Below are 14993 nucleotides of genomic sequence, written 5' to 3'. Positions count from 1 at the left end.
TCGCGCATGAGTTTCAGCCCCAGCCCGCACGCACACCCGGCGCGTGATCCGCGCCTGTTGACGCAGGCGCGCGAGGGCATGCTGCCGGTGCTGGGCCAGGCCTTCGCCGCGGCGCTGGCGCATTTCGACGATGTGCTGTTCGACCGCGCCGAGAGCGCCGGCGCGTCGCAGCTGCTGTTCCTGGACGGCATGCGCGAACTGCGGCGCCGCCGCGACGAGATCGCCGCGCGCTTCCGCGCGCAATTGCACACCGCCTGGGAGGCGCTGGAGGCCGGCGCGCCGCTGTCGGCCGAGGTCGCCCTGGCCGGCTACGGGCAGGGCCTGAGCCTGATCTCCGAACACGAATTGGAATCGCGGCTGGCGGTGCGCAACCTGGCCAGCGTGCTGCTGCGCGAGTGGAAGCCGGTGCTGACCCGCATCGACCGGCGCCTGGGCTGGATCGCCGGCGGCCTGGAACTGGATGCGGACACCAATCCGATCGGCCCCGAACACATCGGCGTGGCCGTGCATGCCGCGTTCTCCACCAGCGACCTGGCCCCGGAAGTGCGGCTGGTGCTGATCAAGCTGTGCGAGCGCGACTTCATCGCCGGGGTCGGCAAGCTCTACCAGGACCTGGACGACAGCCTGGCCCAGGCCGGGGTGATGCCGGAGATCTCGCGGCCACGGACGCCGCCGCCGCGGCGCACGCCGCCACCGGAGCAGCGCCCGCCGCGCGAGCCCGGCGCGCCGGCCGATGCCGGCGTCGGTGCCGAGCTGGGCGAGGAGGAAGAACACTACGCACCGGCCTGGGCCAACCGCTTCGTCAACCGGTGGGCCGAGCGCCGCGGCAGCCTGCAGGCCGGCGAGCGCTACGAGGGCGCCGAGGCGCGCCTGCCCGGCGGCAGCCAGGGCGTGTTGCTGGAGGCGCTGCACGAGCTGCTGCAGCAGACCCGCAACGCGCGCGAGAGTGCCACGTCCGCGGCGACCGCTGCGGTCGGCCAGCAGCGGCCGCTGAGCCAGCGCGAGATGATGTCGGTGCTCTCGCTGCTGCAGGCCACGCCCAGCGCCACGCTGCGCGCGGCGATCGGCGACGACAGCGAGTCGCTGGCGCAGCGGCTCAAGAGCGAGGTGCTGTCCAACGCCACCCAGTTCGGCGTGGACCCGGCGCATGCACGGCTGGATCCGGTCGACGAGGACGCGATCGACCTGGTCGGCATGCTGTTCGACGTGATGCTCGACGAGCGCGACCTGGAAGGCCGCTCGCGCGAACTGATCGGTCGGCTGGTGGTGCCGTTCGTCAAGGTCGCGCTGCTGGACCGGCGCATGTTCGTGCAGAAGACCCACCCGGCGCGGCGCCTGCTCAACTCGCTGGCCGAGGCCTGCGAGGGCAACACCGGCGAGAGCCAGGCCGAGCGCGTGCTGATGGGCAAGGTCGAGGAGATCATCGATCGGCTGGTGGCCGAGTTCAACGAGAACCTGGCGATCTTCCTGACCCTGGAAGAGGAATTCCGCGATTTCCTGATGCAGCATCGCCGCCGCATCGAGATCGCTGAGCGCCGCGCCGCCGAGACCCAGCGCGGGCAGGAGAAGCTGGAACTGGCGCGGCAGCGCGCCGACGCAGAATTGCAGGTGCGCCTGCAGGGCCGGCAGTTGCCGCAGGCGCTGCAGGATTTCCTGCGCCAGCCGTGGCAGCACCACCTGACCATGGCGATGCTGCGCGAAGGCGAGGGCGGTCCCGGCGTGCGCGATGCGCTGGCGCTGGCCGACGGCCTGCTCGAGGAAGCTGCCGAGGCGCAGCGGCACATCGTCGGCAAGCCCTGGTTGCAGGCCTGGCAGGGCGCGTTGCAGCGCGTCTTCGCCAGCGTCGGCCTGCATGCCGAGGCCGCCGCGGCGGCGATCGATGCGCTGCACGACACGCTGCAGGCGGTGGCCGAACTGCGCCCGGAACTGGAGCGGCCGCTGCCGGAACTGCCGCAGGTGGCGCTGCCGCAGCCGCCGGTGCAGGAGGCGCAGCCGGTGGAAGTGGCGCCGGCGCAGACCATGGACGATTTCGACAACGCCGACGCCGACCGCTTCCGCGCGATGCCGATCGGCACCTGGCTGGATTTCGTCGACCGCGACGGCAAGATGCAGGCCGGCAAGCTGTCGTGGGTGAGCCCGATCTCGTCGCGGCTGCTGTTCGTCAACCGGCGCGGCGTGCGCTTCTGCGTGGCCTCGCCGGAAGAACTGGCGGTGATGGTGCGGCTGGGCCGGCTGCGCGCCCACGTCGACGACGGTGCCTTCGACAGCGCCATGCAGGGCGTGATCGATCGCCTGGATCCGCACAGCGCGACCTTGCACTGAGGGCACCGCGGCGGCGCGGGCGATTGCGGCCGTGGCGTCGCGCGTGTCACGTGCAGCTCGGCTGCCCGTATTGGCGGCGTCAGCGCATCACGAACCCTGCGCTTCTGTCGGCTGTTAGCCGGCAGGCCATCGCGATCGTAGGAACGGCTTCCGCCGCGACGGGCATTCCCGGGAATGCCCGTCGCAACTCAAGCCGTTCCTATCCGTGGGCATCACCTAGCTCTAGGAGGTCGCCTCCGTCGCGACCGGGTTTCCTCGCTCTGCCGGTCGCGGCTGACGCCGCGCCTGCGCACCATCGATCCACGTTGGTCCTCGCATTCGGCGATGCGCGTTTGCTGGCAAGCCGCGTCACATCCGACTCGGCGAGGCGCCCGGCCGCCATCGTCAGAGCGTGCGCCTGCACTGACGCGACCCGCAGGGGTGCCATCGCGTCCGCATCGCCAGCGCGCCTGTCCACCGACGTCCGCCTGGCGGGCGGCGCGCCTCCACCTGGCTTGCGGACCCTGTAGGATCGGCGCGGACGACGGGCAAGGCACGGGGAATCGCATGGCAGTGCAGGTGCTGGTGGTGAAGGAGTCGGCGCAGGGCGAACGCCGCGTGGCGGCCACGCCGGAGACGGTCAAGAAATTGGTCGCGCTGGGCGCGCAGGTGCGGGTCGAGCCGCAAGCGGGGGTGTCGGCCGGGTTCGTCGATGACGCGTATCTGGCCGCTGGCGCCAGCCTGGCCGATGCCGACAGCCCGGCGCAGGCGGATCTGGTGCTGTGCGTGCAGCCGTTGCCGGCGCTGGCGCTGGAGCAGCTCAAGGAAGGCGCCGGCGTGGTCGGCATCCTGCAGCCGCAGGCCGATCCGGCGCGTGCGGCGGCGTTGCAGGCCCGGCAACTGGTAGCCTTCCCGCTGGAGCGGCTGCCGCGCACCACCCGCGCGCAGGCGATGGACGTGCTCAGCTCGCAGGCCGGCATGGCCGGTTACAAGGCGACCCTGATCGCCGCGCAGTTGGCGCCGCGCTTTTTCCCGATGCTGACCACCGCGGCCGGCACCATCCGCCCGTCCAAGGTGCTGATCGTCGGCGCCGGCGTGGCCGGCCTGCAGGCCATCGCCACCGCCAAGCGCCTGGGCGCGCAGGTGGAGGGCTTCGACGTGCGCCCGGAAACCCGCGAGCAGATCGAATCGCTGGGCGGCAAATTCCTCGATCTCGGGGTCAGCGCCGCCGGCGAGGGCGGCTACGCGCGGCAACTCACCGACGACGAACGCGCGGAGCAGCAGCGCCGCCTGGCCGAGCACCTGAAGGGCATCGACGTGGTGGTGTGCACCGCCGCGGTGCCGGGGCGGCCGGCGCCGAAGATCCTCAGCGCGGCGATGGTCGCCGGGATGAAGCCCGGCAGCGTGGTGGTGGACCTGGCCGCCGAGACCGGCGGCAACTGCGAACTGACCCGGCCGGGCGAGACCCTCGAACACGCCGGCGTGACCATCGCCGGTCCGCTGGACCTGGCCAGCATGGGCGCGGTGCATGCCAGCGAAATGTACGCGCGCAACGTCTACAACTTCGTCGCCCTGTTCCTGAAGGACGGCGCGATCGCCTACGACTGGAACGACGAACTGCTGGCGAAGACGCGCTGGACGGCGTGAGCGCGGCCGCGACGGTTGGGCGCCGGCTCGGTCGGCGCTGATCTGCCGGCACGGTAGCCCGTGTAGGAGCGGCTTCAGCCGCGACGGGCACTACCGAAAACGCCGCGTCGCGCCTGGAGGGCGACTCCGGGAAGCGTTCCGTAGGAGGGCTTCCAGCCGCGACCGGGTTTACCGGCAACGCCCTCGCGGCTGAAGCCGCTCCTACGAGGTGATGTCTGCGGCGCTGGAGTCCATGCGCAGCACCCGGCGATGCGAGGACGCGAGCGCCATGCGCATCAGGCTTGGGCCGGCGCCGCGGTTCGCTTACCGGGACGCATCGGGCGGCGGCCGGTCGTCCGGGCCGGCATTGGCGCGGATCCAGGCGGCGCGTTGCGCCGGCGTCATCGCTTCCCAGCGGTCGCGCAATGCCTTGCGCTGCTCCGGCGGCAGCGCCCGCATGCGGTCGAACAGCACCCGCGCTTCCTCGCGCTGTTGCGGGCTCATGTCCTCGTAGCGACGCGCACCCTTGCGCGCTTGGTCGCGTTGCTCCGGGGTCATCGACTGCCAGCGTTGCGCGTGTTCGAACATGCGCCGGCGTTGCTGCGGGGTGTCGTTCCAGCGCTGGCGCAGCGGCGCGATCAGCAACTCGCGCTGCTGAGGGCTCAGGTGTTCCCAGTCGGGCAGCGGTGGGCCGGCGTCGTCGTCGCGGTCGGCGGCGGGGGGCGGTGGCGGCGGTCCCGGCGGGGGCGGGGCGGCAAAAGCGACCGGGACGACGCTGCCGGCCAGCAGCGCCAGCGCCAGGGAGAGACGGATCAGGCGAGTCATCGGGTTCATTCCATTGCCAGCGAGGTATCGGAGCCCAGCCACAGGTACAGGTCGGGATTTTCGTCGAGCATCGCGGTCGCGGCCTGGTCGGTGTCGGCGGTCGCGCCGGCATACGACGGTGTGGTCGCGGCCGCGGTCGTGCCGGCAGCGACGCTGGCGGTGGTGGTCGACACCGACGGGGCAGGGCGCAGCAACAGGTGCACGCCCAGTGCCGCACCGAGCAGCGCCGGCACCGCTGCCAGCAGCCAGCCCCAGCGACGGCCCGGTGCTGTGTGTGTCTGGCTGGCCTGCCGGCGCGCCGCACGCAGCCGCGCCAGGGTCGGCGCGGGCAGGGCCTGCAGGCCGGCCTGGTGCACGGCGCGCATCTGCGTGTCGAAATCCGCCGGGCGGATGGGATCGGATGTCATCGGACGTCCTCCAGATGTTTCTGCAGCGCCTCGCGGGCGCGCGACAGATGGGTTTTCACCGAGCCTTCCGAGCAGCCCATCGCGCGTGCGGTGGTGGCCACGTCCAGCTCTTCCAGCACGCGCAGGGTGAAGGCCTCGCGCTGCCGGGCCGGCAGTGCACGCAGTGCCGTCACCAGCCGCGCATGGGTCTGGCGGCGCTCGTGCTGCTCGGACGGATTGGGGCCGTCGTCGGCCCAGTCCGGCGGGCTGTCCGCGTCGCGCTCGCTGTTCGGTGCCCAAAAGCGTAGGCGGAAATGGCGGCGACGCTGCAGGTCGATGATGCGCCGGCGCAGGATGCTCCAGAACAGCGGCGTCCACTCCTGCGCCGGGCGCTCGCGGTAGGCCAGCAGCTTGATCATCGCGTCCTGCACCGCATCCAGTGCGTCCTCGCGCTGGCGCAGGCCGGCTTCGGCGAAGCGGAACGCGCGCGGCCCGATCTCGGCCAGGAACGCGTCCAGCGACGCCGGCAGCGGGCGCTGTTCGGGATCGGCATCGGTCGACGGCGGGGCGAGGGCAGGCGTGCTCACCAGCACAGCTTAGCTTCCTGGCAGGGGGATGCCGTGGTAAACGCGCCGCGGCCGTCGCGGTTGACCGGCCGTCGCCCATCGCCTCCGCGCAACGGCAGGGCGGCATCGCACAGCGGTTCAGCACGCGGTTATGATGCGGCGGACGGGCGCGGCGCCCGGGAGAACAGTGCGATGAGCGACGGGTTCGTGGCCTTGTACATCTTCATGCTGGCGGCCATTGCCGGGCACGTGATCATCTCGCGGGTGCCGGTGATCCTGCACACCCCGCTGATGTCCGGTTCCAACTTCATCCACGGCATCGTGCTGATCGGCGCGATGGTGGTGCTGGGCCATGCCGACACGACGCTGGAAAAGGCCATCGGCTTCGTCGCGGTGCTGCTCGGCGCCGGCAACGCCGCCGGCGGCTACGTGGTGACCGAGCGCATGCTGGACATGTTCAAGTCCAGCAAGCCGGACGCCGCCAAGACCAAGGCCAAGGATTGAATGCGCGGCAGCGGCGCATCGCCGCGGCGCTGGCCGTGGTCGCCTTGCTCGCGTTGCTCGGCATCGCGCTGGTCTTTCTGTCCCACTTGCTGCCGCTCGGGCAGATGTCCTTTTTCGGAGCACGCCTGCTGATGGAACTGTTGCCGATCCTGATCAAGAGCAGCTACCTGGTCGCCGCCACCCTGTTCCTGCTCGGCCTGCAGCGCATGGCCTCGCCCAGGACCGCGCGCAGCGGCATCCGCTGGGCCGGCTTCGGCATGCTGCTGGCGACCGCCGCCACCTTCCTGCTGCCGGGCCTGCACAACCTGCCGCTGATCGTGCTGGCGATCGTGCTCGGCACCGCCGCGGCGTGGATCTCGGCCAAGAAGGTGGCGATCACCGACATGCCGCAGATGGTCGCGCTGTACAACGGCATGGGCGGCGGCTCGGCGGCGGCGATCGGCGCGGTGGAACTGCTGCGCTTCTCGTTCCTGATGCGCCGCGATACCACGCACTGGAGCGAGGCCGCGATCGCCGCGCTGGCCGCGCGCCAGCCCGATGCGACGACACTCGCGTTGGCGGTGATCGGCTCGGCGATCGGCGCGGTGTCGCTGTCCGGCTCGATCATCGCCTGGGCCAAGCTCGACGGGCGCCTGGACAAGCGCGTCACCTTCCCCGCGCAGCAGGCGTTCAACCTGCTGGTGTGCGTGGCGATGCTGGGCGTGGGCACCTGGGCCGCGATCAGCCTGAGTCCGCTGGCGATCGTGCTGTTCTTCGTGCTGGCGCTGGCCCTGGGCGTGCTGATGACGCTGCCGATCGGCGGCGCCGACATGCCGGTGGTGATCTCGCTGTACAACGCCTTCACCGGCCTGGCGGTGGCGTTCGAAGGTTACGTGCTCGGCAACGAGGCGCTGATCATCGCCGGCATGATGGTCGGCGCGGCCGGCATCCTGCTGACCCGGCTGATGGCCAAGGCGATGAACCGGCCGATCCGCGGCGTGCTGTTCTCCAACTTCGGTGGCGGTGGCCAGGCGCAGGCGATCGCCGGCAGCCAGAAGCCGATCGAGGCCGGCGACGTGGCGGCGATGATGGCCTATGCCGAGCGCGTGGTGATCGTGCCCGGCTACGGCATGGCGGTGGCGCAGGCCCAGCACAAGATCTGGGAGCTGGCGCAGCGGCTGATCGAACGCGGGGTCAAGGTCAAGTTCGCCATCCACCCGGTGGCCGGGCGCATGCCCGGGCACATGAACGTGCTGCTGGCCGAGGCCGGCGTGCCCTACGACCTGATCGCCGACATGGACGACATCAACCCCGAGTTCGCCAGCACCGACGTGTCGCTGGTGATCGGTGCCAACGACGTGGTCAACCCGGTCGCCAAGACCGACCCGGCCAGCCCGATCTACGGCATGCCGATCCTGGACGTGGTCAATTCCAGGAACGTCATCGTCATCAAGCGCGGCAAGGGCACCGGCTTCGCCGGCATCGAGAACGCGCTGTTCTATGCCGACAACACCCGCATGCTCTATGGCGACGGCGCCGAGGCCGCCGGCGCCCTGGTCAGCGAGTTGAAGGCGCTGGACGGCGGCGGGCATTGAGCCGGTGCAAGGGCGGCTGCAGGAACCGTAGGAGCGGCTTCAGCCGCGACAGGCATCACCGGTAAGGCCTGTCGTAGCTGATCCCACAAAGGGGACAAGCGCCGCGCCTGCAAACGCCGCGCTTCGCGGCGCATCGGCTAGGGCGTTCCCGGCCAGACGACCGTCGCCCGACCAGCAGCATCCGCCGCGACCCGGGCCTCGGCTCAGCGCGCGCTGAAATACGCCGTGGCCACGCCGATGCCCAGCCACAGCAGATCGCCGGGGCTGTTGGCCAGCCGGGTCAGGGTCCAGGCGTAGTGGGCGCCCATCTTCAGCGACGAGTCCCACACGTTCAGGCCCAGGCCCGCGCCCATCTGCGCGGCGGCGATGCCCCAGTTGGCGGCCACGATCACCAGTACCGTGGCCAGCATCGCCACGGCGATGCGCAGCGGGCCGCGCGGCAGGTTGCCCAGGCGCAGCATCCAGGCGATCTCCAGCGCCACCACCACGGCCATCCAGCCGGCCTGGCGACCCAGCGACAGCGCCACCAGCAACCAGGCGATCAGCGCGGTGAAACAGCCCATGGCGAGCAGCAGGGGCCACAGCCAGTGCGAGGGCCTGGCCGGCGGGGAGGAAGGCGGCATTCGATGTTCCCGGAGAAGACGTACAGGATACTTCCGGCGCGCGCCCCGCGCACTCGGATAAACTGCACGACTTGCACCGGCGGGGCCTGGCCCCATATCGCCCCCATGTACTCACGCAGCAGCGAACCTGTCCAATTCGAACGCGATTGCGCGGCGGTGATGGTGCCGCAGGGCGACGCGGTGACCCTGCCGGCCGGCAGCTACGGCTACATCACCCAGGCCCTGGGCGGCAGCTACACGGTGTTCGTGGAGGGCAACCTGTTCCGCATCGCCGGCAAGGACGGCGACGCCATCGGCAAGGAGTCGCCGCCGGGGCTGGAACTGCCCGAGGACGCCGGCGACGAGCAGGTCGAGGCCCTGATCTGGCAACAGCTGCGCACCTGCTTCGACCCCGAGATCCCGTTCAACATCGTCGATCTGGGGCTGATCTACGACGTGACCATGCACGCACGCGAGGACGGCCAGCGCACCGTCGAGGTCAAGATGACCCTGACCGCGCCCGGCTGCGGCATGGGCGAGATCCTGGTCGACGACGTGCGCAGCAAGCTGGAGATGATCCCGACGGTGGCCGAGGCCGACGTCGAGCTGGTGTTCGATCCGCCATGGGGCCGGCATATGATGTCCGAGGCCGCGCGCCTGGAAACCGGCATGCTCTGACCCGCGCGCGACGCCTCGCGCGTCGTGCGGAGCCCGATCGGGCGCCGCCGCTGCCGTCGCCACGACGCAGCGGCCCTGGCCATCCCTCGACTACCACAGGAATCCCCGGTGTCCGCTACCGAGCCGTCCACGCAGTTCCGCCTGATCCCGTCCACCGCCGCGCGCAGCGCCGAGGCGCGCGCGCAGATCCTCGCCGCACCGGGCTTCGGCAACTATTTCACCGACCACATGGTCGCCATCGAATGGAGCCGCGAGCAGGGCTGGCACGACGCCGAAGTGCGTGCCTACGGCCCGCTGGCGCTGGATCCGGCCGCCTCGGTACTGCACTACGGCCAGGAGATCTTCGAAGGCATCAAGGCCTACCGCCATGCCGACGGCTCGATCTGGACCTTCCGTCCGGAGGCCAACGGCAAGCGCCTGCAGCGCTCGGCGCAGCGCCTGGCGCTGCCGGAACTGCCGGTGGCGCTGTTCGTGGAGTCGCTGCGGCAGCTGATCGCGGTCGACGCGGCGTGGGTGCCGTCGGCACCGGAGACCAGCCTGTACTTCCGTCCGTTCATGATCGCCAACGAGGCCTTCCTGGGCGTGCGCGCCGCGCAGAAGGCCGGCTACTACGTCATCGCCAGCCCGGCCGGCGCCTATTTCGCCAAGGGCGTGGCGCCGGTGGCGATCTGGCTGTCCACCGACTACGCGCGCGCCGCCAAGGGCGGCACCGGCGCGGCCAAGTGCGGCGGCAACTATGCCGCCTCGCTGCTGCCGCAGCAGCAGGCGCAGGCGCAGGGCTGCTCGCAGGTGCTGTTCCTCGACCCGGTCGAGGGCAAGTACATCGAGGAACTGGGCGGCATGAACGTGTTCCTGGTGATGCGCGACGGCAGCCTGGTCACCCCGGCGCTGTCGGGCAGCATCCTGGAAGGCATCACCCGCGACAGCATCCTGCAACTGGCCCGCGACCGCGGCATGCAGGTGGTGGAGCGGCAGGTGAGCATCGACGAATGGCGCGACGGCGTGGCCTCGGGCGAGATCGCCGAGGTGTTCGCCTGCGGCACCGCTGCGGTGGTGACCCCGATCGGGCAGCTGAAGGGCAAGGATTTCGCGGTGGGCGACCTGACCGCGCCGGCCGGCCCGGTGACCCTGTCGCTGCGCCAGGAACTGACCGACATCCAGTACGGTCGCGTCGCCGATCGCCACGGCTGGCTGGTGCGGCTGGGCTGAGCCTGGCCTGTCCGGCGCCAGGGTGGCCGTTGGCGGCCCTGGCGGACGGACCACGCGCCAGGGCGCATGGCCCGACGACGACGTCGTCGGCCATCGCGGGCGGCCTCCGCTGCGGTGCGCTGTCGCCCCTGAAGCCTCGGCGGCTCGTCGCCGCGCCGACGCCTCTCGACCTCATAAGAGTCCGCCCTTGACATGGCGTGTCCATCCGGACGCGCAGCGGTGTCCTGCGGACCATTCCGTGTGTCCGTCTCCGCTGTCCCGTGTTCTTGCCGCTGTGTCGCGCGGGAGCCAAAAATGTGCTCCGGATTTGCCAAGTTTGGCGTCTTGACATGCTGCACTGCAGCAAAAGCGAGGTGTGTATCTCTTTATTACATCGAATCCCGTAGCACTTCTCTGTTTTGTACAACGGATTTCCGTCACACCCTGCTCCATACGCGCTTGTACTGAGCTAGGTTCGATGAATGGTCGGCAACACGTGGGTCGACCGGGCTCGCAATGCACGCCAGGTTCAGGTTAGGTCCGGACCGGTGCGGCGCGGAACACCGCCAACAGGCGGCTACTCAACCGAAAGGAAGTCCGAATGTTCGAAATGTCGCATCGTGGTTCGCGCCAGCGTCCGTGGCTGGTCGTGCTGGGCGCCTCCGCTCTCACCTCGCTGCTGCTGGCCACCCCAGCCTTCGCCGGTGACGTGAACCTGTCCGGCCTGTCTTCCGAACCGACCGTGCAGCGCTTCATCGTCAAGACCCGCGACGCCGCACCGATCAGCATCTCCAGCGCCTCCGCGGCCGCTGCCGCGCCCTCGGCGGCGCTGCGCGCGACGCTGCAGTCGGCCGCCGCCGCGCTGCCGGCCAAGAACGGCCGTGCGCTCGGCCTGACCCCCCTGCGCCGCCTGGCGCTGGGGCCGGAAGTGGTCAAGGCCAGCCGTCCGCTGGACCGCGCCGAGGCCGAGACGCTGATGCGGCAGATCGCCGCCGACCCGAACGTCGAGTACGTCGAGGTCGACCAGCGCATGACCATCGCACTGACCCCGAACGATCCGCGCCTGGGCGACCAGTGGGCCTTCGGCACCAGCAACGCCGGCATCAACGTGCGCTCGGCCTGGGACAAGGCCACCGGCAACGGCGTGGTCGTGGCGGTGATCGACACCGGCATCACCAGCCACCCGGATCTCAACGCCAACATCCTGCCCGGCTACGATTTCATCAGCGACGCCGATGCCGCGCGCGACGGCAACGGCCGCGACAGCAACCCGGCCGACGAAGGCGACTGGGCCGCCGCCGGCGAGTGCTACTCCGGCTCGCCCGCCTCCGACTCCAGTTGGCACGGCACCCACGTGGCCGGCACCATCGCCGCGGTCACCAACAACGGCACCGGCGTGGCCGGCACCGCGTTCAACGCCAAGATCGTGCCGGTGCGCGTGCTCGGCAAGTGCGGCGGCTACACCTCCGACATCGCCGATGCCATCACCTGGGCCTCCGGCGGCACCGTCAGCGGCGTGCCGGCCAACCAGAACCCGGCCGAAGTGATCAACATGTCGCTGGGCGGCAGCGGCACCTGCTCGAGCACCTACCAGAACGCGATCAACGGCGCGGTCGGCCGCGGCACCACGGTGGTGGTGGCGGCGGGCAACAGCTCGACCAACGTGTCCAGCTCGGTGCCGGCCAACTGCAACAACGTGATCGCAGTGGCGGCCACCACCTCGTCGCGGGCCAAGGCCAGCTACTCGAACTACGGCTCGGGCATCGACATCTCCGCGCCGGGCTCGAGCATCCTGTCGACCCTCAACGACGGCACCACCACCCCGGGCAACGCCAGCTACGCCTCCTACAGCGGCACCTCGATGGCGACGCCGCACGTGGCCGGCGTGGTCGCGTTGATGCAGTCGGTGGCGCCGACCGCGCTGACCCCGGCGCAGGTGGAAAGCACCATCAAGAACACCGCGGCCAGCTTCTCCTGCTCGCAGGGCTGCGGCGCCGGCCTGCTCGACGCCAACGCAGCGGTCACCGCGGCGCAGAACGGCAGCAGCGGCGGCGGCGGCGGTGGCGGTGGCGGTGGTGGCGGCAGCAGCAACGAGCTGCAGGACGGCGTGGCGGTCACCAACCTCAGCGCCAACACCGGTTCCTCGCTGAACTACACGGTGAAGGTGCCGTCCGGTGCCAGCAGCCTGGTGGTCAACATCTCCGGCGGCAGCGGCGATGCCGACCTGTACGTGCGCTTCGGCAGCGCGCCGACCGATTCGGCCTACGACTGCCGTCCGTACCGCAACGGCAACACCGAGTCCTGCACCTTCAACTCGCCGCAGGCCGGCACCTACTACGTGCGGGTGAAGGCGTACAGCACGTTCTCCGGCGTCAGCCTGAAGGCCGACTACTGAGGTACTCCGTCGCGGCGGCCGCGCCATGGGCCGCCGCGCGCCTCCCGGTGCCGGATCGCAGTGGCCGGCCAGGACGCCGCCGCTGCCACTCTCGGTCGCCCCGCGCTTCGGCGCGGGGCTTTTTTATGGGCGCAGGGCGCGCGCTGCGGTGGTCGTGCGGAGCCGCTCGCTGGCACTGCCGCGTGGATCCCGGTGTCCGCCACTACCGCGGCGCAGGTGCTGTCCGGCGCGGCGATCGGCAGGATCGCGATCTACGCCACCCGCTCCGATGTCGTCATTACTCGCACAGATCGCAGGCACGCGCCTGCAGCGCGTCGAGCACCTGCGCGGCCTCCATCTCCAGCAGCAGGCCGCGTTGCCCGGCGTTGAACCATACGCTGCCCGCGCCCAGCGCCGATTGCTCGATCAGCACCGGCGCCGGTCGCTGCTGGCCCAGCGGACTGATGCCGCCGACCTTGTAGCCGGTGCGGCGCTCGGCCTCGGTGGCCTCCATCATCCGCGCCGCCTTGCCGCCCGCGGCAGCGGCCAGTTTCTTCAACTGCACGCGGCGGTCGGACGGGACCACCACGCAGACCGCGCGCGTGTCGACCCAGGCCATCAGGCTTTTCAGCACCCGCTCCGGCGGCAGGCCCAGCGCCTGCGCGGCCTGCAGGCCCTTCGCGCCGGCTTCGGCTTCGTAGTCGTAGGGATGCAGCCGGTAGACGATGCCGGCCGCATCCAGCGCCTTGGTCGCGCGCGTGGCCTTGGACATCGCGCTCGCTCAGGCGGCTTCGAAGCGGTTGGCCGCCACGTTCTTGCGCACCTTCTGCGGGTCCCAGATGCGCCCGTTCATGGCGATGTAGACGCCGGCCGGCAGCGACTGCACCGCGCCGACCGCGCAGCCGATGTTGAACTCGGCGTCGGAGCCGCGGAAGCGGGCCGGGTTCAGCGCACCGGTCATCACGATGGTCTTGCCTTCGATCGCCTGCAGCACCTTGCCGGTCTGCACCATCGAGTCGGTGCCGTGGGTGATCAGCACATGGCGCGCGGACTGCGCGGCGATGGTGGCGCGGATCAGTTCGCGGTCTTCGTCGGTGATGTGCAGCGAATCCTTGCGGATGATCGGGATCACGGTGAAGCGGAAGGTCACGCCCAGTTCCTTGAGGATCTGGCCGATCTGCGGGTCGCCGATCTGATAGTCGGACTTGTCGTCGAAGTAGATCTTGTCGATCGTGCCGCCGGTGGTGACGATCAGGAGTTCTTCCATTGCCGTTCCTAGAAGCATGTCGGGACGCGGCCGTGGCCGCGCAGGCCGTCCATGATACCGGGCGCGGCGGGGCGGCCGCTCAGTCGCGCCCGGCCGCGCCGCGGCGGCGGGCGAAGCGCGCGCGGATGCCTGGCGCGCTGGACAGGCCCACCACCAGCAGCGCCAGCAGTAGTTCGGCCCAGCCGTGGCCGCGCTGCGGCGGGTGGCTCCAGGCGGTCATCACCCCGTGGCTGAACCACAGCAGCGCGCCGACGCCGCTCCAGAATCGCGCCAGCGCCGAGCCGCGCAGTACGCCCACGGCCAGCAGCAGCGGCGGCAGCGCGAACACCAGCAGGGCGGCCAGACGGTGGCGATCGTCGTGGAACCAGGTCGCGAACAGCGCCGCCAGCGCCAGCAGCGCCACCCCCAGCGCCACCCGCAGGCGCCCACCGCTCATGGCGCCGCCAGTCGTTGCGCGATGTCGGCCAGGCGCCGGCCGAGCGCGCGCGCCAGCTGCGCTTCTTCCTCGCTGGGTTGCGGATCGTCGTCGGCGCCGGCGACGTGGCTGGCGCCATAGGGCGTGCCGCCGCTGCGGGTGCTGCTGAGCAGCGGTTCGGTGTAGGGGATGCCGACGATCAGGCAACCGTGGTGCAGCAGCGGCAGATGCATCGACAGCAGGGTGGCTTCCTGGCCGCCGTGCAGGGAGGCGGTCGAGGTGAACACCGCCGCCGGCTTGCCGGCGAGGGTGCCGCTGGCCCAGTCGGCGCCGAGGCCGTCGATGAAGTGCTTGACCGGCGCGGCCATGTTGCCGAAACGGGTCGGGCTGCCCAGTGCCAGGCCCACGCATTCGCGCAGGTCGCTGGCATCCACGTACGGCGCGCCGCTGTCGGGCACCGGCGGTGCGCTGGTCTGGGTGACTGCCGCCACCGGTGGCACGGTGCGCAGGCGCGCGGTCATGCCCGGCACTTCGCCGACGCCGCGCGCGATCTGCCGTGCCAGGCGCGCCACCGAGCCGCCGCGGCTGTAGTACAGGACCAGAATCTCGGCCATGCGGCCCTCTCGTGGATCGGAACGGCCGCCAGTATCGACGATGCCGGCGTCCATGCGCATCGGGTACCCTTGC

Annotated in this window: 15 protein-coding genes; 7 read left to right on the top strand and 8 right to left on the bottom strand. The window is 70.8% G+C overall.

Translation table 11 applies throughout. The features are described 5' to 3' along the window. Positions 1-6: 6 nt before the first annotated feature. Both M3U25_RS15125 and M3U25_RS15120 read left to right on the top strand, forming a co-directional pair. Positions 7-2322, top strand: coding sequence for a DUF1631 domain-containing protein (locus M3U25_RS15125; RefSeq protein WP_355500630.1), 2316 nt, complete (start codon positions 7-9; stop codon positions 2320-2322). Positions 2323-2868: 546 nt separating this feature from the next. Beyond that, the gene (locus M3U25_RS15120; RefSeq protein ID WP_184502356.1) at positions 2869-3948 is read left to right on the top strand and encodes an NAD(P) transhydrogenase subunit alpha; all 1080 of its coding nucleotides are present in this window, start codon (positions 2869-2871) and stop codon (positions 3946-3948) included. A 303-nt stretch (positions 3949-4251) separates the two neighbouring features. Here M3U25_RS15120 and M3U25_RS15115 read toward each other — a convergent pair whose 3' ends face one another. From M3U25_RS15115 to M3U25_RS15105, 3 genes are read right to left on the bottom strand one after another with little or no spacing between them, the layout of a single operon-like run. Then, positions 4252-4752 (bottom strand): DUF3106 domain-containing protein, encoded by a 501-nt coding sequence (locus M3U25_RS15115; protein WP_355500635.1) that lies wholly within the window; start codon positions 4750-4752, stop codon positions 4252-4254. Between the two features lie 5 nt (positions 4753-4757). Continuing rightward, positions 4758-5159, bottom strand: a complete 402-nt coding sequence (locus tag M3U25_RS15110; protein WP_355500638.1) for a hypothetical protein — start codon at positions 5157-5159, stop codon at positions 4758-4760. Further along, entirely contained in the window at positions 5156-5731 is a 576-nt protein-coding gene (locus M3U25_RS15105; RefSeq protein WP_242160306.1) for an RNA polymerase sigma factor, read from the bottom strand. The genes M3U25_RS15110 and M3U25_RS15105 overlap by 4 nt, the downstream gene beginning before the upstream one ends. Positions 5732-5896: 165 nt before the next feature. Between M3U25_RS15105 and M3U25_RS15100 the strand changes: the two genes are divergently transcribed. Together M3U25_RS15100 and M3U25_RS15095 are read left to right on the top strand one after the other, a co-directional pair. After that, entirely contained in the window at positions 5897-6208 is a 312-nt protein-coding gene (locus M3U25_RS15100) for an NAD(P) transhydrogenase subunit alpha (RefSeq protein WP_010341238.1), read from the top strand. A gap of 104 nt (positions 6209-6312) precedes the next feature. Next, on the top strand, positions 6313-7782 hold the full coding sequence (locus M3U25_RS15095; RefSeq protein WP_355500928.1) for an NAD(P)(+) transhydrogenase (Re/Si-specific) subunit beta: 1470 nt from the start codon (positions 6313-6315) through the stop codon (positions 7780-7782). A 203-nt stretch (positions 7783-7985) separates the two neighbouring features. On the opposite strand, the gene M3U25_RS15090 is transcribed toward M3U25_RS15095, so the two are convergent. Further along, positions 7986-8405 carry a hypothetical protein gene (locus M3U25_RS15090; protein ID WP_242160307.1) on the bottom strand — a complete coding sequence of 140 codons (420 nt, stop codon included), beginning with the start codon at positions 8403-8405 and terminating at the stop codon, positions 7986-7988. Positions 8406-8510: 105 nt separating this feature from the next. On the opposite strand from M3U25_RS15090, the gene sufT reads away from it, so the two are divergent. From sufT to M3U25_RS15075, 3 genes are all read left to right on the top strand, one after another. Continuing rightward, on the top strand, positions 8511-9062 hold the full coding sequence (gene sufT / locus M3U25_RS15085) for a putative Fe-S cluster assembly protein SufT (protein ID WP_355500643.1): 552 nt from the start codon (positions 8511-8513) through the stop codon (positions 9060-9062). A gap of 108 nt (positions 9063-9170) precedes the next feature. Continuing rightward, entirely contained in the window at positions 9171-10271 is a 1101-nt protein-coding gene (locus tag M3U25_RS15080; RefSeq protein WP_242160309.1) for a branched-chain amino acid aminotransferase, read from the top strand. 580 nt (positions 10272-10851) lie between these two features. Continuing rightward, the gene (locus M3U25_RS15075) at positions 10852-12645 is read left to right on the top strand and encodes a S8 family peptidase (protein WP_355500648.1); all 1794 of its coding nucleotides are present in this window, start codon (positions 10852-10854) and stop codon (positions 12643-12645) included. 277 nt (positions 12646-12922) lie between these two features. Here the strand turns inward: M3U25_RS15075 and ybaK are convergent, their stop codons facing one another. The 4 genes from ybaK to wrbA form a co-directional block, all read right to left on the bottom strand. Continuing rightward, positions 12923-13396 carry a Cys-tRNA(Pro) deacylase gene (gene ybaK / locus M3U25_RS15070; RefSeq protein ID WP_355500651.1) on the bottom strand — a complete coding sequence of 158 codons (474 nt, stop codon included), beginning with the start codon at positions 13394-13396 and terminating at the stop codon, positions 12923-12925. 9 nt (positions 13397-13405) lie between these two features. Continuing rightward, positions 13406-13891, bottom strand: coding sequence for an asparaginase domain-containing protein (locus tag M3U25_RS15065; protein WP_017909075.1), 486 nt, complete (start codon positions 13889-13891; stop codon positions 13406-13408). A gap of 79 nt (positions 13892-13970) precedes the next feature. After that, complete coding sequence (locus M3U25_RS15060) at positions 13971-14327, bottom strand: DUF2069 domain-containing protein (protein WP_355500655.1); 357 nt, start codon at positions 14325-14327, stop codon at positions 13971-13973. Then, positions 14324-14920, bottom strand: coding sequence for an NAD(P)H:quinone oxidoreductase (gene wrbA, locus M3U25_RS15055; protein ID WP_152246294.1), 597 nt, complete (start codon positions 14918-14920; stop codon positions 14324-14326). The genes M3U25_RS15060 and wrbA overlap by 4 nt, the downstream gene beginning before the upstream one ends. Positions 14921-14993 lie beyond the last annotated feature (73 nt).

Origin of the sequence: Xanthomonas sp. PPL134 (genome assembly GCF_040595915.1) — a bacterium.
Classification (GTDB): Bacteria; Pseudomonadota; Gammaproteobacteria; order Xanthomonadales; family Xanthomonadaceae; genus Xanthomonas_A; species Xanthomonas_A indica.
This window is presented reverse-complemented; position numbering and strand designations above follow the sequence as displayed.